The organism is Neorhodopirellula pilleata, from assembly GCF_007859915.1.
In the GTDB taxonomy this organism is placed as follows: Bacteria; Planctomycetota; Planctomycetia; order Pirellulales; family Pirellulaceae; genus Rhodopirellula; species Rhodopirellula pilleata.
Window position 1 is genome coordinate 302,374 of the sequence record NZ_SJPM01000008.1, and the last position, 18,940, is coordinate 321,313.

The 18,940-nt window shown below is 54.1% G+C and carries 11 protein-coding genes; 7 read left to right on the forward strand and 4 right to left on the reverse strand.

Going from position 1 to position 18,940, the window contains the following annotated elements:
* The first annotated feature begins 9 nt into the window (after positions 1 to 9).
* From Pla100_RS18940 to Pla100_RS18955, 4 genes are all read left to right on the forward strand, one after another.
* Positions 10 to 1,212, forward strand: a complete 1,203-nt coding sequence (locus Pla100_RS18940; RefSeq protein WP_146579235.1) for a response regulator — start codon at positions 10 to 12, stop codon at positions 1,210 to 1,212.
* On the forward strand, positions 1,176 to 2,330 hold the full coding sequence (locus tag Pla100_RS18945; RefSeq protein ID WP_146579236.1) for a response regulator: 1,155 nt from the start codon (positions 1,176 to 1,178) through the stop codon (positions 2,328 to 2,330). The genes Pla100_RS18940 and Pla100_RS18945 overlap by 37 nt, the downstream gene beginning before the upstream one ends.
* 141 nt (positions 2,331 to 2,471) lie before the next feature.
* Positions 2,472 to 3,965, forward strand: coding sequence for a TonB-dependent receptor (locus Pla100_RS18950; protein WP_231603244.1), 1,494 nt, complete (start codon positions 2,472 to 2,474; stop codon positions 3,963 to 3,965).
* Positions 3,966 to 3,988: 23 nt separating this feature from the next.
* Positions 3,989 to 4,939: a GGDEF domain-containing protein gene (locus tag Pla100_RS18955; protein WP_146579237.1), complete on the forward strand. Its 951-nt coding sequence runs from the start codon at positions 3,989 to 3,991 to the stop codon at positions 4,937 to 4,939.
* 667 nt (positions 4,940 to 5,606) lie between these two features.
* On the opposite strand, the gene Pla100_RS18960 is transcribed toward Pla100_RS18955, so the two are convergent.
* The gene (locus tag Pla100_RS18960) at positions 5,607 to 7,433 is read right to left on the reverse strand and encodes a hypothetical protein (protein ID WP_146579238.1); all 1,827 of its coding nucleotides are present in this window, start codon (positions 7,431 to 7,433) and stop codon (positions 5,607 to 5,609) included.
* A gap of 443 nt (positions 7,434 to 7,876) precedes the next feature.
* On the opposite strand from Pla100_RS18960, the gene Pla100_RS18965 reads away from it, so the two are divergent.
* The 3 genes from Pla100_RS18965 (at position 7,877) to Pla100_RS18975 (ending at position 12,260) form a co-directional block, all read left to right on the forward strand.
* Positions 7,877 to 8,530, forward strand: coding sequence for a redox-sensing transcriptional repressor Rex (locus tag Pla100_RS18965; protein ID WP_146579239.1), 654 nt, complete (start codon positions 7,877 to 7,879; stop codon positions 8,528 to 8,530).
* Positions 8,531 to 8,725: 195 nt separating this feature from the next.
* The gene (locus tag Pla100_RS18970; RefSeq protein ID WP_146579321.1) at positions 8,726 to 9,955 is read left to right on the forward strand and encodes a DUF1559 domain-containing protein; all 1,230 of its coding nucleotides are present in this window, start codon (positions 8,726 to 8,728) and stop codon (positions 9,953 to 9,955) included.
* Between the two features lie 460 nt (positions 9,956 to 10,415).
* Positions 10,416 to 12,260 carry a cytochrome c3 family protein gene (locus tag Pla100_RS18975; protein WP_146579240.1) on the forward strand — a complete coding sequence of 615 codons (1,845 nt, stop codon included), beginning with the start codon at positions 10,416 to 10,418 and terminating at the stop codon, positions 12,258 to 12,260.
* 62 nt (positions 12,261 to 12,322) lie between these two features.
* Here Pla100_RS18975 and Pla100_RS18980 read toward each other — a convergent pair whose 3' ends face one another.
* From Pla100_RS18980 to Pla100_RS18990, 3 genes are all read right to left on the reverse strand, one after another.
* Positions 12,323 to 13,279: an SWIM zinc finger family protein gene (locus tag Pla100_RS18980; RefSeq protein WP_146579241.1), complete on the reverse strand. Its 957-nt coding sequence runs from the start codon at positions 13,277 to 13,279 to the stop codon at positions 12,323 to 12,325.
* A gap of 8 nt (positions 13,280 to 13,287) precedes the next feature.
* A complete protein-coding gene (locus Pla100_RS18985; protein WP_146579242.1) occupies positions 13,288 to 16,023 on the reverse strand; it encodes a DEAD/DEAH box helicase in 2,736 nt (911 codons plus the stop codon).
* Between the two features lie 67 nt (positions 16,024 to 16,090).
* Entirely contained in the window at positions 16,091 to 18,664 is a 2,574-nt protein-coding gene (locus Pla100_RS18990; protein WP_231603231.1) for a carbohydrate-binding domain-containing protein, read from the reverse strand.
* Between the last annotated feature and the right edge of the window lie 276 nt (positions 18,665 to 18,940).

Sequence of the window (18,940 nt, forward strand, 5' to 3'; positions counted from 1 at the left end):
AGAGTTCCGATGAAAACCAGTGTCTTATTCGTTGATGATGAAGAGAATGTGCTATCGGGCTTGAGGCGAATGCTGCGTCATCAACGATCGGCTTGGGACATTCATTTTGCGTCCGGCGGTGCCGAAGCGATCGAGTTGATGGCCACCACTGCGGTCGATGTGATCGTGTCGGATATGCGGATGCCGGGTATTGACGGAGCCGAGCTACTGACCCGCGTCGCAACGTTGTATCCACACTGCATTCGATTAGTCTTGAGTGGCCAATCCGAACACGAAAAGATCTTTCGCGCCGTCGGCCCGGCTCACCAGTTTCTTTCAAAACCCTGCGATGCCGATCGCTTGGTCAAGACGATCGAGCGGGCGTGCGGGCTGTTCTCCCATTTGCATGACAAAGGATTGCAAGAGATCATCTCTCGAATCGACTGCTTGCCGAGCCTCCCGAAGATCTACCACGACCTGGTGCGGGAGCTGCAGTCCGATGATACGTCAGTCGAACGAGTTGCCGCTATGATCGGAAACGATCTGGGGATGAGCAGCAAGGTATTGCAATTAGTCAACTCCTCGTTCTTTGGTTTGCCACACCATGTCACCTGTCCCAAGCATGCGGTCTCATTGCTTGGCTTGAACGTCATTCGTCCCTTGACGCTTTCGGCGGGGACTTTCAGTAAGTTTGAGGACCCAAAACTGGTCGGGTATTCACTTTCGCAAGCGATCGATCACGCCTTGGTAGTGGGCCTGATTTCCCGAAACATCGCCGAGTCCGAGACGAAAGACACGAACTTAATCGACGATGCGTTCATTGCCGGGATGATGCATGACATCGGCAAGCTGATTCTTGCCGTGCATTTACCTGAACGATTCCAAGAGGCGTTGACGCTCGCCGACGAAACCGAGCAGCCACTATGGCGAGCGGAAATGGCGGTTCTCGGAACGACTCATGCCGCCGTCGGTGCGCATCTGCTCGGTCTATGGGGACTGCCGAATTCGATCGTCGAAGCGGTGGCTCTACATCATCAACCAAGCCTAACCTCGGACGATCGATTCTCACCCTTGACTGCGGTTCACATGGCTAACGCGATCGACCATCAATCGGCAGCCAAAGTAAGCTACCGAACCGAACCGGCATGGGACGAGGATTACTTCGAAGCGATCGGATGCGGTGGACGATCTGAGCATTGGTTGAATTGCGTCCATCCGCAGGTGACCGCGTGACCGAAAAGATCCTGCTCGTCGACGACGATCCGAACATATTGCGTGGCTTCCAGCGACAATTACGCAAAACGTTTGACATTCACTTGGCCCTCGGCGGTCTCGACGCATTGGAGATTCTTCGCAACGAAGGCCCATTTGCGGTGGTGGTTTCGGACATGCAAATGCCGGAGATGTCCGGCGTTGAATTGTTGGCCAAAATTCGCGATCTTCACGAACATACCATCCGCATTATGCTGACCGGGAACGCCGACCAGCAGACCGCCGTTGACGCGGTCAACCAAGGACACATCTTTCGGTTCTTGAATAAACCATGTTCGCCAGAAGTCCTATCGACGTCGATCGAATCGGCACTGCACCAATACCGGTTGGTCACCGCCGAAGCAGAGTTGCTCAATCAGACGCTTGCGGGCAGCGTTCGGATGCTGACTCAGGTTCTGTCGATCGCGATGCCGCAAGTCTTTGGTCTTTCCCAAGAAGCCCGGACGTTGGCCCGAGAACTCGCGACTCGCATCGGAGTCGGACCGCTTTGGCAGATTGAAATGTCGGCGATGTTGATGCGTTTGGGCTATGTGTCGTTGCCGCCGGAGGTTGTCGCACGATACCTGCACGCACGCCCCTTAACACCCTCGGAGCAAAAACTCGTCGATCAAACACCCAAACTTGGGCATGACCTGATCGCGTCGATCCCACGGCTTCAAGGCGTCGCCCGATGGGTCGCGTCCCAAAATGATCTGCCAAAAGAGCCGACACCGATCGCGGCTCGAATTCTCAAGGCGGTCGGCGATTTTCAGCGGTATTCTCATGATCAGTCACCGCTGTCGGCGATCAATTCTATGATGCGAGATCCTCGATACGATCCGCAAGTACTGGAATCGCTAGCGATGATCGCCGACTCGATGTACGCCAACCGACAAGTTAGCGTGACGGAACTGAAAGAAGGCATGATCCTCGAAGAGCATCTGGCGGACGGGCACGGGGTGATCCTGGTCGCCAAAGGAACGGAGATCCACCAATCGCTCATCGAGAAACTCACCCGTCTGCGACGATCGGGATCCGGGGTGAAAGAACCGATCGCGGTACGCGTTGTTTCGGGTGAAAAGTTGACACTTGCTTCTTGATGTAGTGGTTATATCGATCAAGTAGATCTTGCCGATTGGCTTTCGTATCTTGATGGGTTAAATCGCTTGCCGATGTCGGGTTTTTGACCCATTTCTTTATGTTGCCCTTGTGTGCGTAATGAAATGGATCCCCAAATAATGATGCCGACTGAACGACCTTCGACCGACCGCAAAGCCCTTCAAATCAATCTCGACCCGCGACGATACGGTTCATTCGCGGAAATCGGAGCCGGTCAAGAAGTGGTCCGGTGGTTCTTTCGTGTTGGTGCCGCCGCTGGCACGATCGCCAAAAGCATGTCCGCCTACGACATGTCGGTCAGTGATGCGATTTACGGCGAATGCGAACGATATGTTTGCCGCCAACGTCTCGAAGACATGCTGACCCGCGAGCACAACCTGAACCTGGAGCGTTTGAAGGAAGAACGCGGAGATACGACCGCCTTCTTCGCATTCGCTGATACCGTGTCCGCCCGAAACTATCACGGCACCAATGAATGCCACGGTTGGATGGGAATCCGATTCCAAGCCCACCCCCGCGATGAAGATAGCCAAATCATCTTGCACGTTCGTATGCTCGACCACGAGAACGCGGCCCAGCAGGAGGCACTCGGGATCATCGGTGTCAACTTGCTCTACGGCGCGTTCTTCATGAACCACGAGCCGGATCTGTTGATCGAATCGTTGCTTGATAATTTGTCGACCAGCCGAATTGAGATCGACATGATCGAGTTCTCGGGCATCGCGTTTCGTCACGTCGACAATCGAGTCATGAGTCTGCGATTGGTACAGCTCGGCTTGAGCAAGGCCGCGATGTTCGGAGCATCGGGCGAAGTCTTGCAACCCGCCGAAGTCCTCTACAAAAAGCCGATCTTGGTAGAGAGAGGTAGTTTCCGTCCGGTCACTCACGTGAACATGGACATGCTCAGTGCGGCTCAAGATAGCTTTCGAGCTCTCGATGATGTTGACGCCGACCAAGTCGTCACGCTGGCCGAAATCACGATGAAGAACTTGCAAGCTAACGGCAAGATCGACTTAAAGGATTTCTTAGCCCGCGCCGACACGTTGGCCGCATGCGGTTTGACGGTCTTGATCAGCGACTATTTCGAGTATTACCGATTGGCGGCGTACCTTTCGCAGTACACCAAAAAGCGAATCGCGATCACGATGGGCGCGGGAAGTTTGGCCGAGTTGTTCGACGAGAAGTACTACACCCAGCTCGACGGTGGAATCCTCGAATCGTTCGGTCGCTTGTTTAAGAATGACTTGAAACTTTACGTCTATCCGCTGCAAAATCGCGAAACCGGTGAACTGTCTACTGTACAGAACTTGGCGATCGCACCCGAACTTCGCAAGCTCTACGATTACCTCGTTGAAAAACGTTGCATCGAACAACTCCACAGCTACAACCCTGAACATCTCAAGACGTTCTCCCGAGAGGTCTTGAAGATGATCCAAGCGGGAGACCAAGAATGGGTCGATCACGTCCCGGCCGAAGTCGCCTCGGTCATCAAGAAACGCGGCTTTTTCGGATGCAAACATCAAGCTCCCGAGTCGCGTTTGGCGGCGATGTTAGGGCCGGCACCGATCAGCATGGGAAGTTCCATCAACGCGGCGACAATGAGTCCCGTACATTAATCGCCAATCCGAAAAGTAGACCGATGCTTAAGACCGTCGCTAATCTCGAAACTCATCTCAACCAAGCGATCGTTCCCACTCATGTTGGTGGGACCGACGCAGAAGCAACGATGCACCGTTGCTTCGCAAATGAGCGATCCGAGCACGTCGATAAGGAAGTCTGCTTGGTACAGATCTATCCAGCCGACGTCGTGCGCGGAATGATGCTGCTCGAACAAGACGCGTTTGTGATCGGACGCGACCCGGCGAGCGATTTGGTTTTGTCTGACCATAGCGTCTCGCGGCAGCATGCGTCGATCTCCCTGGACCGCGACGGTTACTACGCGGAGGACCTCGAGAGCACCAACGGAACTTTCGTCAACGGAAATCTGATCGCCCGCTGTCGACTTGAGAGTGGCGACACGGTGCAAATCGGAACTTTCATCTTCAAGTTTCTCTCCGCCGGAAGCGTGGAGTCACACTATCACGAGACGATCTACACGGCGATGACTCGGGACGGTCTGACCGGCACGATGAACAAGCGGTATCTGCTCGAGTCGATGCAGCGTGAAATCGCCCGATGCGCTCGCCAGAGACAACCGCTCAGCGTGGTGATGATTGACATTGATCATTTCAAATCGGTCAACGACTCGCACGGCCATCTCGTTGGCGACGAAGTTTTGAGAGAGTTCGGAAGACGATTATTGAGCGTATGTCGAGAGGAAAGTCTTTTAGCAAGATACGGCGGCGAAGAGTTTTCATTATTGCTGTCATCTACCGACGGTGCCGAAGCGATCGAAGTATGCCAGCGATGTCGAGCCGAGATCGCCAATACGCGTTTTAGCACGAGCGCCGGACCGTTAGCAATCACCGCTAGTTTCGGAATCGGGTGTCTGCCCGTCGGTCAACCGATGCCCGTAACGGACCTCATCAAAATCGCCGACGATCGTCTTTATGACGCGAAGAAGCAGGGCCGGAACCGCGTCGTCATTTAGAACGTAACTGGAACCACATTCGCCGTTGGGAGTTTGCCTGGGCCCCTTTCCTTACACCCAAACGGACCGTAGGGAACTGTTCGGAGATAACTTCGGTATTTGCATCGAACGAGAGAATCGGAACCCGAAGCGTCAGTTGCGAAGTTGCACTTTTGCCTGAGGCATTGGTTTTTCGTAACCCGCTGCGTAAGCAAGGGATGAGTCAATTTCAAATATCCCTCGCTTACGCAGCGGGTTACGAAATCACGAAGTTATTTCCAACCGGTTCCTACTCATCGCGAGATCAACGAGCGATGCCGTCTGATATCTCCGTTGGCGCAACAAAAACGGGGCGAGATTCTCTTTGGAAGAATCTCGACCCCGGTTTGGCAGTTCGGTAGGACGCGTTCGTTTTTGCAGACGTTTTCCATGGGAGGACCCCAGGGATTCCGTCGCCGGCTGCTCGTTATTCGAAGAGTATCCGAGCCAGCGCGGTCGACGGGAATCGTTGGGTTTTGGTCGCGTGGAAAGCGTCCTTCTTCCTGGCGGACAAAGTTCCGGTGGGGGCCGGCGTCCGGGCGGGCTGGCCGACCGAATCATTCAGTCGACCAGCCCCAGATCATTTTTCCAGCGTGCCGGAGCTCGACTTACGATGAAGTGGAGCCGTTAGCACAACGGAAGTTTCAAACTAGCATCCGCAAGCCGGAGCAGCGTCGCAGCACTCGATGACTTCGCAACCACAAGCTGGCTTTGCGAAGATCTTGTCCAACAAGTTTTGCAGGCAACCCTTCTTTGGGGCACAGCAAGGAGCTGGTTCGCAGCACGAATCGCAACCACAAGCTGGGGCTGCATCGCAACCGCAAGCTGGGGCAGCGTCGCAACCACAAGCCGAAGCCGATCCGCAACCGCAATCCGAAGCGCTGCTGCAGCAATCATCGCTCGCAACGGCAGCACCGCAGCAAGGAGCTGGGCAGCAAACGGTAACGGGAACTTGCTTGCAAACAACACGAGGAACGCACTTGGTTACGGTGTAAGGCTCACAAACCTTGCGGCACTTGGCAACCTTGATGGTCTCTTGGTAGCACTCTTTGCGGCAGGTGGTTTCGCAAACCGTACGGGTACGGCACTCGGGAACCATCTTGCAAACTTTGTACTCACAAACCTTGGTGCGGCACTCAGGAACCATCTTGCAGACGGTGTAGTTGCAGGTCTTTTGACGGTTTTCGCAAACCATCTTGCAGACCGTGTAGTTGCAAACCTTCGTGCGGCATTCAGGAACCATCTTGCAGGTCGTGTAGTTGCAAGTCTTTTGACGGTTTTCGCAAACCATCGTGCAAACTTGGTAGCAAACTTCCTTGGTGCGGCATTCTGGGACCATCTTGCAAACGGTATAGTTGCAGGTCTTGGTGCGGCATTCAGGAACCATCTTGCAAACCTTGTACTCGCAAACCTTGGTGCGGCACTCAGGAACGCGACGGCAAACCGTGTAAGGGATTTCACGGGTGCGGCATTCGGTGACACACTTGGTGCAAGTCACTTCTTTTTGCTCACAGGTAGGAACCCAGACCTTCTTGCAGATCGTCTTGGGGCAACCTTGAACACATTCAACTCGGCACTTGCCGGGGCAGTATACGGTCTTGCAGGTGCAAGGATCGTAGTACGACGTACCGGGTTCGCGAACCGTACGACGAATCATCGGTCCGGGAACGGTTTCCGTGACGGTTTCCCAATGTCCACCGTTGACCGTGATGGTCTTGGTGTACGTTTGAGGAACTTGAACGGTGTAGTTCTCGGTGCGAACCTTTTGCTCTTGCACGGTGTTGTAGACCGTGTAGTTGATGGTGCGCTGACGAGTTTCGTACACGGGGTTCATGACCGTGTAGTTGATCGTACGAGTACGAGTTTCGTAAACCGGCTTGTTGACGGTGTAGTTGATCGTCTTCGTGCGAGTTTCATACACGGGCTTCTTGACCGTATAGTTAATCACGCGCTGATGTTGCTCGTAAACGGGCTTCATCACGGTGTAGTTGATCGTCTTTTGATGAGTTTCGTAAACCGGTTTCTGCACCGTGTAGTTGATCACCTTGGTACGAGTTTCGTACACTGGCTTGTTTACGGTGTAGTTGATGGTCTTTTGACGTGTTTCGTACGTCGGGACCATCACGGTGTACTGAACTTCTCGTTGAGTGGTTTCAGGAACCATTCGGGTACGGTTGACCACTTGGTCTTCGTAGTATGTTTCGTTGCGGGTGCGATAGCGAGTCTCTTGGACTTGCTCCATCACCGTTTCACGGACCGTACGCATCACAGTGTAGGATCCACCGGAAGCGGCAGGTGCAGCACCTTCGCTGACGATTTCGCCGCCAGCCATTCCGCCGTCGGCGATGACGGATCCGCCACCACAACTGCTACAGCCTTCGTAGCTGATCGCGCCGCAATAAGCGGCTTGAGCAGCATTGGCGCCCGATACAATCGCGATGAACGCGATTACGGGCAACAACCAAAATTTCTTCATTTCAATTCTCCACAGGAAGCAACGTTGAACGTTGCATGGACGCAGCTTTCCACTGGCCGCCGGAACCCCCCGGCAAAGCCCGTCATCGGAATCAAACCTCGCTAGCCCGTCCCGCATTGAATCGCAAGCGAACGGCAAAAGTGCCGTGATTCGCTTCCCCGCTTTGGTGTCACTTGCCCGCGCGGTGCCCGTCAGCCAAACTGAGGCTGTGGACGCGGATAAGACGGGAGGGTCGAGTTGCAATCACTCGCCAGTAACGCATGCACAAAGCTTGCGGGATAGCGAAAATGATTTCGATGCACAAACTTCATCGACTGAGGGCGAGCGGCGGTATACGTAAACAGAGCCGTGTAGGCAAAATGCGCCGACGACGCGGTGGCTTGCACCGAGTCTGCCGAATGTCACGGATGTAACGGTTGAAGGATCGGTTCGAGAAAAGAGCGATGAGCAAAGACATGAACATTCATTACGATTCGTCCAATGAGTTGTCCACTCCAGCAGTGGGGCGACTCAGTCTGTACTATCGCGAGCTGCAGCGACTTCAAGCTGCGGGTCTGACCTCGACGAACAGTCGCGACTTGGCGGCAATGGTCAACGTGTCCGCTGCGGTCGTCCGCCGCGACCTAAGCTCCATCCAATCCACCGGCCGCCGCGGCGTCGGATACGACGTGGCCGGACTCGCCGACCACATCGGTAAGGTCCTGGGCAGTGGCGTGCAATGGAAAGCCATTTTGATCGGTGTGGGATCGTTGGGCAACGCTTTGCTGCGCTACAAAGGTTTCGAGCGTTTGGGATTCACGTTGGCGGCCGCGTTCGATACCGATCCGGCAAAAATTAACCGCAATGTCGGTGGTACATCCATTTGTTCGCTCACGGAACTCGAACCGATCCTGCGGCAAACGAAACCCGAACTCGCGATCATCGCCGTTCCGAGTGAACAGGCAACGGAAGTCGCCGCACGCGTCGTCGCACTCGGCATCCAAGGCATCCTTAACTTCGCCCCCACGACCCTGAAAGTCTCATCCAACGTGGCTGTGATCAACGTGGACCTCGCCAGCGAACTGCAACAACTCGCCTTCCGCATCCAAAACCGCTAACGGCATCATCAAACACCGTACTTCTTCCTGCAATTATTTCATGCGGGGCGTATTTTGCGCGTGCATCGCGTTTATCAATTCGATAGACTTTTGAAAGCGGTCCAACCGGGGTGGCTGGATTCCCGCTTCTTGTCCAACACGTTTCCGATCGTAGCGGAGACGTACGTTCATTTTCTTCTCCGGAGTCTGATTCAAATGAATGCTACAAAAAAATTGGGTTTCACGCTTGTGGAACTTCTCGTCGTGATTGCGATTATTGGTGTTTTAGTGGGACTGCTGTTGCCCGCAGTCCAGGCTGCCCGCGAAGCGGCGCGGCGAATGAGTTGTAGTAACAACTTCAAGCAAATTGGCTTGGGCGTACATAACTATCACTCGGCCTATGATCAACTTCCCGTGTTGATGGGCGGTACGAAACAAGGTTCAACAAACTCAACCGAATTCTTTGGCGAGCCACCAGCAAGGTCGCACAATCGTTTGGAATTGAACTGGCTTGTCGGCCTGACGCCCTTTATTGAACAGCAAGCATTATGGGAGCAGATTAGCAACCCGACGCGGGATCCAATCACCGGTGGTTCGTTCGCTCCGATGGGACCGTGCCCCATGAAAGGTTTAACCGGGGCGGGCAGTCATGCCAATACACGTTACGAACCATGGCTTACCCAAGTGCCTTCGTTCCGTTGTCCTAGTGACCCGGGACAGGGACTACCAGCACAGGGTCGGACCAACTATGCGTCTTGCATCGGCGATTCTCATTTTCGCGCCAATGAAGGTGCTGCGGCAAACAATGGAACAACCGACAACACACGTTCAACGGGCGTTCGAGCGGCCTGCCGAGGTTTCTTTGTATCTCGTAAAGAAATGGCGTTTCGTGACATCTTAGACGGGCTTTCCAACACGATTTGTGCCGGTGAAATAATCACCGATTTAGGCGATCTAGATGTTCGCGGGCAGGCGGCTCAAAGTGCAATGAACGGTACAGATGGCGGTAACCCCATGTACAACGCAGGTGGAGCCGTTTCTTGCAGGACTTCTATCGACCCCGCACGACCACAATTCTGGCGAAGTACCGGAGTTACGATGGTAGGAACGACCGAGCAACGAAGAGGTTATAAATGGGCGTTGGGCCGCCCGATGTATTCCAGTTTCAACACGATCCTGCCACCTAATTCGGAAATGTGCATGTCCAATACTTACCACGGAACCTCCGGTATTTTCCCTGCAAGCAGCCGTCACCAAGGTGGCTGCCATGTTTTGATGGGCGATGGTGCGGTCAAATTCATCACCGATTCGGTCGAGGCTGGAAATAGCGGCAGTGCTCAAGTTTATGAAGGCGGGCCGATTGCTCAGGGTGCCATCAGTCCGTTCGGATTATGGGGCGCACTCGGTACACGTGCCAGCAAAGAAACTATTTCCGAGGACATTTGATCAACGGCAACCGTTGAACCAATCGCGATGGTGTTGTCGTTAGTTTTAAAGCCGCCAGTGGTTTTTCGTGACACCATCGTGGTTTGCTCCGAAGCGCATGATTTCAGTCTTTCAATTCATGCAAACCATCGACAAGATTCAGTTTCTTATCTCGATCCGCCTCAATCTCAATCCATAACTACTATGAACTACAAATCCAGGTTCTCTGTCGGTCTTTCGCACGCCTTGAGTGTACTATTTCTTGCCGGGTCCCTGTCTCTTCTCATCGGATGTGGCGGGGGTGTGGATGTGGTCGCAGACCAAGACGAGCTCTCCAGGTACATTCAAGAACATCCTGAGCTTGAGGATGCATCAGCTGAGGAGAATAAGACAGCCTCTGGTGAAGCTCCCCCAACCAAGCAAGCCGTCAAGCCGAGTGACTCTTAATCCACGGATCATTGCAATCGGCTCGAGTTTAATAATGTCAACACGGCACGTCGCTCTCATGGCGAGTGTTTTGATCGGTCCGGTCGTGGCCTCTCAAGCACTCGCCCAACGGGGGTCGATCGTTATTTCGCGCGACGGTCCGGCTGAAGGGTCGGTGGTGATTTCCGATGACTTGCTCGAAGAAAATCATTACATTGGTTCGGCTCAGTGCGTAGCGTGCCATCAAGATCAATTCCTGGGTTACCGCGACACGTTGCACAATCAGACTGCGCGGCAAACCGACGTCGCACTAGAACCAAAGCCGGGAAACTTCGTTCACCATCCCAGTCAAAACCGATACGAGGTGAAAATTTCCGGCAACCGCATGGTTCACTGTGAACAACGGTTGAGCACCGACGGGAATTTAATCGGTGAGACAGCGTTTCCGATGGATGTGACGCTGGGATCGGGTACGAACTCAACCAGCTATCTCACAAAGATTGGCTCTTTTCACATTGAGTCGCCGATCACTCACTTCAGTGATGACGAAACCTGGTATATGTCGCCCGGTTACGAGTCGCGCAGTCATCTTTCCTTTCGCCGGGCGGTCACGGTTGGATGCGTTTTCTGTCATGTCGGATCGATCCAACAAATTAATCACAATCCATACAAGTTTGAAATTAGGGAACAGACGATCGGGTGCGAGCGTTGTCACGGACCAGGGAAAGTTCACGCGGAACGCCATCGAAGCAATGACCTAAAGATTGCCGACACGATCGTGAATCCTCGGTCACTCAATCGGGAGTTATCCGAAGCGATTTGCCAGCAGTGTCATTGCCAAGGGGCTGTGGAGCTGCCGGTAGCGGGTCGTGACACTTGGGATTTTCGACCAGGCCAACGCCTTACCGACTATCGAGTCGACTTCCAGTTTCGCTCAGAGGGTTCTGATGCGATGAGTCTCGTCGGGCATGTCGAACAACTGCACTCCAGCAAGTGCTACACCCAATCAGACACGTTGACCTGCATCACTTGCCACGATCCTCATCAAACGCCAACCAAGGAAAATCGGCTCGAATTCAACCGCAGCCAGTGTCTGCAGTGCCACCAAGACGAATCGTGCGTCGTGCCGCAAATTTCAAGAATAGATGCCAATGCGAATGATTGTGTAACCTGTCACATGCCACGTCGCGATACCACGGTCGCGCACTTTGCGCTCCACAATCATCGGATCGGAATTCATTCCGATTCATCCACACCGATGGCCGCCGACTCGACGGAAGTCGAACCCATTCTTGATATCGGCGATTTGCCGTTGGCCGAGCAGAAACGTCTTCGCGCGTTGGTGAAATACGAACTGTTTCGTCGTCGTGGTGGCGATCCTCGGTTTGCAACTTTGCTTCCTTTAGCTACCGCCGAACTGATTCAGGTCAAGCAAAATGGTGCGGCGGATGCCGAGGTCGATGCCGCTTTGGTTTGGCTCGCCTGGGAACAGGGCCAGGCCCAAATCGCGGAATCGTTAGCACATGAAATCTTGGCAAACGAACCTACCGAAACAAATCCGCGCATCGTTGCGACGCACACCTTGGCGAGAATGCAATTGAATCGAGGCCAGTTCGCCCAAGCCATTGAACGCTACCATGAACTGGAAAGCATGCACCGGGATAGCAGCCATAGTTATTTCCGAGGATTGGCGGAACAGAATCACGGCAGTTCCGACAAGGCAATAGAGGCATTAAAGCGTTCGCTAGAAATTGATCCCTCTCAAATCGCCGCGCATCGCGCTCTCGAAGCGATTTACCAAAGTACGAATCAAAACTCATTGGCGGAAAAGCACAACCAAGCGGCTATGCAGAACCAGCTTCGAATGAACTCGAGCGTTGACGCGAAGCGAGGAGATTGAAGTAATTACATACACGGTCGGCATTTAAAACGAGCGCTCAACTTGGAACCCCTCCACCAAGCCTATATGGCGGTGTTGGTTGCTCTTTTGTTGACACCTTTTGATTTGGTCACCTTCCTTTTTGCCATTTTCCTTTTCAAAGCTTTCTTCTTAACGGCTTTCTTCTTTGCAGCTTTCTTCTTAACGCTTTTCTTCTTGCTCGCTTTCTTCTTGCTCGCCTTTTTCTTGCTCGTCTTTTTCTTGCTCGCCTTTTTCTTGACGGATTTCTTCTTAGCCGCTTTCTTTTTCTTCGGTAAATCTTTCGCGGGCGATGCCATTTCGATCCCGAAAATAGCTCCGAGATCGTCGCCCTCGAAGTCGGATGCGGCTTCCAAACCGAGATCGCTTTCTTGCGTTGAAATCGCGTCGGCGATCAATTCGCTTTGATCAACCCCGCGCAAGACAAACAGCAATTCCGGTTGTGAGTCTAATCTCGCGGCGACTCCGTACATGACCGCCGCGAGATGCTTGCACAGTCGCGAGTAATCCGGACAATCACAACTGAGCGACATCTCCTTGCCGATCGGAAACAATCCGTCCTTGGGATTGGTCAATCGGGCGATCACTTCTTCGCTGAGCTTGCCTCGCATCAGGTCGATCAGCGAAAGGACCGAGTGCTGACAATCCTTGCGAATTGCCTTCCACTTCTTAGCCGGTAAGGCATCGATCTGGATGTTCACATCATAAAGTTCGCTACCGCAAACCAACCCAAAAATCTTTCCAGGTGTGATTTCGAGATGACAGACCGATCCGTTGCGTGCGTACGTCTTTCCCCGAGGTAGACGGTTGGAGAAATCGCGGTAACCTTCAAAATGCTCGCACCATGCTTGGCCCCAAAACGTCTTGCTAATCTTGGTTCCCGCGATCTGAACGGGCTGGAGTGATTGCCCTTTCTTCATTCTCGTTTGGGCCTCGCGAACTCCATTGGCTTTGCGACGCGCGACCGGTACATAGGGGGCCCATCGGCCGTAGTAGCTCATATCAATCCTTACATCGCTTTTTCAAGATCCAGGGAAACAAAGCTCAGCAACTGATCATTGGACATTTCAGTCAGATTGATCTCCCCTGCCTCGTCGCCACCGAACAGTTCGCGGCTCAGTTCTTTCTTGCCGCGAATCATATCATCAATCTTTTCTTCCAGCGTCCCACGGCAAACAAATTTGTGTACCAAGACGTTTCGTTTTTGACCGATGCGAAACGCTCGATCGGTCGCTTGGTCCTCCACCGCAGGGTTCCACCAACGGTCGAAATGCACCACATGACTGGCTTGGGTAAGGTTCAAGCCCGTCCCGCCCGCTTTGACGGAGATGACCATAAAGGGCGGTCCCGATTCGTCTTGAAACGTTTCCACCAACTTGGATCGCTTCTTGGTCGCCGTCTTGCCGGTCAGGATCAGTCCTTCGCGGCCGAACACATCGGCGAGATAGTTCGCAAGTGGTTCGCACATTGATTGAAACTGACTGAATATCAAGACCTTCTCTTGTTTTTCCAGAATCGTTTCGCAGATCGACCGGAGTTCGTTGTACTTGCCGGACACGGCCTGATCGTAATCACCCTGCTTTAGATACAACGCCGGGTGATTGCAGATTTGTTTCAATTGCATGAGCGCCCCGAGCACCATACCGCGTCGTTGAATTCCCGATGCGATTTCAAGGGCCTGCTCGAGTTCACTGGTCACGGCTTGGTAAAGGGCTGCTTGAGCTTTGGTCAACCCGCAATCGACTCGCATCTCCGTCTTGGCAGGTAGGTCTGGAACGATCCGTGGATCGGTTTTCATCCGCCGCAAAACGTAAGGCTGGATCAGTTTTCGAACCGACGATAGCCTAGCCGAACGTTGTCGTTCGTCTTTCGCGTTGACGAACTTTTTGAACTGCGCCGCGGTTCCCAGCAGTCCAGGCGAACAAAAATCGAACAACGACCATAGATCCCCCAAATGGTTTTCAACCGGCGTGCCGGACAACAGGATCCGGCCGCGACTGGGGATCTTCTTGATCGCTTTGGTTTGCGCCGCACCCGCGTTCTTGATCGCTTGAGCTTCGTCCAAGATCACCAAGTTCCAATTCATCTCGCCGATCCATTTCTCGCGGCGAGCCAAACCGTAGGTCGTCGCGACTAAGTCGTACCCTGACAACGCGTCGGTCGGATCTTTGGCGATCGCCTTAAGGAGGGATGTGTCGCAAGCGGATCGGTGAGCAACCATCAGTTTCAAATCGGGGCCGAACTTCTCGACTTCACGTTGCCAATTACCCAATAAGGACGTCGGCAAAATCAGCAGGCTCGGAGGCGATTGACTTTCGGCGGCTCCCTTCCCGCCAAACTTCATTTGCAACAACAATGCGATGACTTGGATCGTTTTCCCCAATCCCATGTCGTCGGCCAAGCAAACCCCAAGCCCGAGTTGGCTGGCGAACCATAGCCAACCGACACCCTCGGTTTGGTAGGGACGCAAGGTCGCGTGGAGTCGCTTGCCGGCGTCCAAGTCCACCTTGCCGGCTGGATCGCGAAGCGTCGCCAACGTATCGCTTAGCCAATCGCCGGGTTGAATCCGCGACCATGCTTTCGTGTCCTCGTCGACGTCGCCGCCCTCGACCGACAATCCGGAAAGTAAACGCATGCCTTCGAGGAAACCGATCCCCGAGGCGTGTTCTTCCCGCAACGCTTCCCACTGGTCCATTGCCGATTGCAATCGGTCCGCATCGACTTGGACCCACTTCCCGCGCAGCAACGTCATCCCTTCACGGGCGGCCATCAATTGAGCCAACTCTTCTTGCGTTAATGGTTCGCCGTCGATGGTGACGTTGACGTCCAGGTTCAACGCATCACCGGATAGGTTTGATTCCTTTCGGGAACCGACGCGTACGGTCACTTGAGGGCGGGGCGGTTTGGACGCATTCCACCAATCAGGAATGCGAACGATCACGCCGGATTCCTCCAACCGTGGAACGCTTTGAAAAAACTCATAAGCTTGCGCGATCGTCCAAGCCTGCGGCGCGAACAAGGCTTTGGATTGCAGCATCTTGGCAATCGCCGGCGTCGACTCGGCGGCCTTGGAAACGGGTGTCAACAACGCATCGAGTTGTCGCGTATCCCCGGCGGCGATGGACGCCTTGAGCGCCTCGGACAAGGGAACGTGTTTCGGTGTCGCGTTCTTGCGCTCCCCCGATTCGGTTTGCGTGTAGGTGGCCAAGAAAGCAAACGGCCGATCGGGGTTCTTCTTGTTCTCGGCTAAGTGAAACGTGACGCGTCCCAGCAGGTTCCAATCCGAGTTGAGTGAATGCAAGTGAGCCGCCAAACCACCTTTGCGTTTTTGCGATGCCGAGCGAGTGTGAGTATCCAGTTGACCCCAGACACGCCGCAGCCCATCACGATTGAGGTACTCAAGGCCCAAGGTCGGCGGAGCGGATCGGAGCAGTTCCTCGAGCGTCTCGTCGTCCGGACAATCGGGAGATTTCCAATCCTTCGACAATGAACTCGACATCCGTCGCAACGACGTGAAGTAACGATGAGCAAATGATTGCCAATATCGAAGCGACACGGGAAGTGACGTTTCACACCGTGCGGACACCAAGTAGACCAAACCATCAACTTCCGATTTGGCGAAGGCGCTGATCAGTTCAACCGACAACTCCGACGCCAAACCAAAAGCGAGATCGTCTTCGGTGGCCCCGACCAAGCGGAGTTGACCGAGCGGCGTGATGGCGAGGCGGTGAGCTTTGATCGACAACAGGTTTCTCCATCAATGCAAGAAAACCGTTGTTCTAGTTCAATGCGTCTCTCGACTCAATCACCACTCACTCAAGCGGCGGCAAGGTGTTGGTCGCGACGTAAACCCACCCGTTTCGCTTGTTGAGGATGTACAACTCGCCGCTGGGACCTTGGCCCAATCGCAAGTCGGCGCGAATCTTACCCGCCGATGGGATTGCCTCGAAATCCGGTTCATCGTCGAGGACGTCTTTGAGCGACGCACGCACCAACGGCGTCGTCGCCTCATTCCCGTCATGATCAAACAGAATCGTCAGCTCTTGAGGATCCAACCAAGTCAGATCATCGGGACTGTTTCGGTCGGGATCGTCGGGATCGAGCGAAGTGATCTGTTGCAACATGCTTTCGAAATCAAGGTGATAGGCACGTCCGTCGGTGGCGAACTCGACAAAGATGAATTGGCCATTCAGATCACTTGACCCGTTTGCAATCACATGACCTCCCGTGATCGCTTGACCGACAAATGATTCACCAGGGACTCCTTCGTGGCCTAAGATCGAAACGGGGTAAATGAGGTCGTTCTGTGCGTCGTCTTGGGGAAGATTAGCAATATTGCCGTTGATGGCGAACTGATCACGCAGATGAACAAACACGCCTTCGCGGTCGGCCCAACCGTAGTTTCCGCCTTTGACAACAAGATTGATTTCATCAACATTGTCCCGACCGATATCGGTGACGATCAAATGAACGTTTCCACTCGAGTCCTTTGCAAAGGTCAGGCTGCCCGGATTGCGAAAACCCAGTGCGTACACTTCGCTGGGGAAGCGAAGATCATCGATGAACGGATTGGAGGGAGGATTGCGAAACGGCATCGAACCGTTTGCCAACGGGTCGACTCGCAAGATCTTGCCCAACGCGTCGCCGTTTTGGCCGTCGCCAGCGATCGCGGATTGCTCGCTACCGTCACCGTGCCCGATGTAAAGCAACCCGTAGTCCTCGTCACCGACTTGGGCGAACGGATTGAAGGTCATGTTGCGAATCGCGTGATCCAAAGCAATCATGCCGATGCGAAAAACTTCACGGTAACTTGAGGTGTCGACGCGTTGCTGGTCAAAATCGTAAGTCCACTCGGCCAACACGCTCTCAACGTCGACCGGATCGGCGGGGTCACTGAGGTAGTAATACTGTGATGGGTCGTCGGGACGTTCACCGGTAAAGGCCGTATAAAACTTGCCGTTGGTGGCAAAGTCGGGGTGAAACGCGACGCTGCGCAGACCGAACAATCCGTTGGATTGGATGATGTTCCGTCCCGTATTGGCGAACACCTCCGCGCCGACGTCCAAGAACAACTCCGGCGTCGTATTGCCCGCCTCGTCGGTGACTAATTCATAAATTTCGCCGTCGCCGTCGAGCCGTCCATCGACCACGACAAACACGCGATCCCCGATCGTCGTCAACGCGTTGGCTCGCAATTGCCGGCCGCCTTGATCAACGGGCAGCTTCGTGAGCTTCCGCACAACGAGTGTTTTCCCTGACGGCGACAACTCCGACGCGACCGCTGGGTTGATCGCCGATTGTGGTTGTTGATGCGATTGATTGACGTTGATGTTCACCACCACCGTCGCTGATTTCGCCGTACCATCGCTTGATTCGATGCGATAGCTCAACCGATCGATCCCAACGAAATCAAGGTTGGGCGTGTAAAGCAAAACACCATCGACGACGTTCGCCGCTCCACTGATTGGTGCATCGATCAACACGACGTTGGACGAAGTGGCATCGACGCCGATATCGTTGGCTTCCACCGCCAATGGCACATTGATCGAATCCTCGGGAATCGAAAACGTGTCGGGATTCGAAATGATCGTTGAACCGGTCGAGAACTGGAAACTACCATTGGCGTGCAACGTGATCCCGCGTCCGAAACCGGGTTGGATCGATTGCTCGATCGGCGACCACGTCCCATCCGAAAAAACCAACGGGCTATCGGTGATGTAGCGAACGTCGTCGATTTCGATCCAGGAAACGTTCACATTCTTATCGATTCCATTGGCCGGATCGTATTGATCGTTATTGAACACGATCCGCACGTCATCTGCGGAGATCCGCCAATCGCTTTGATAGACGAACGTTTGAGTTTGCTCGGTCAAGGCAAACGTTGCGACGGTCTGACCGTTGAGTGCCAGGTCCAACGTTTCGGTTCCTTCATCACCCGATGCGTTGATCATCAGTGTCGATGGTTGCGAGTTGAATTGCAGGTATCCGTTGCCGTGCAATGTTTCGCTTTGCCAGCTACCCGGTTCGAAACCGACTCCATCGATCCAAGTTCCAGTCGATCGCACGTCGGAGGACTCGCTCTGCAAAATCACGCCGCCCACTTCGATCCGGTCGACGACCAAGTTGCGATCCAAGACGCCAGGGATGTAGGCGTCGTTGAGAAATTCCACCCGAATGTCATCAGTCGCTAGGTCGACATCGCCGTCGTACGTGTAGGTTTGGAAATCACGCTCCGTGACTGATCCCCCGATTTCGGTCCACCGCGCAACGAGGTTCCCGTTGATCCGCAATTGCATACTCTCCATCCCGGTTTCGCCGGCGGCGTGAATCGTCAAGCGATCACTCGGTGTGGAAAACAACGCGTCCCCGACATCGGCGGCCAACATGAGGCGAGGCTCCAACGGAATCGGAGCGACCCAGGGCGATTGAGATCGACGCGAACGATGACGACGGAGGTTCTTCAGAAAGGCAAACATGACGCGAGCTATATGGAGACGAGTGAGTCAGCCCACATCGTAGTTCAAGTAGCATTTCATTTTGCGCGTTTTCGTTATTCAAAAAGTGGGCGAGAGTCGCGGAGCGATGGCAGCACTTAGCCCCATGCGTGAGCATGGGGTTGATGTGCGTGAAACGGTTTCGGAGTCGCGGTGCGACGGCAGCAC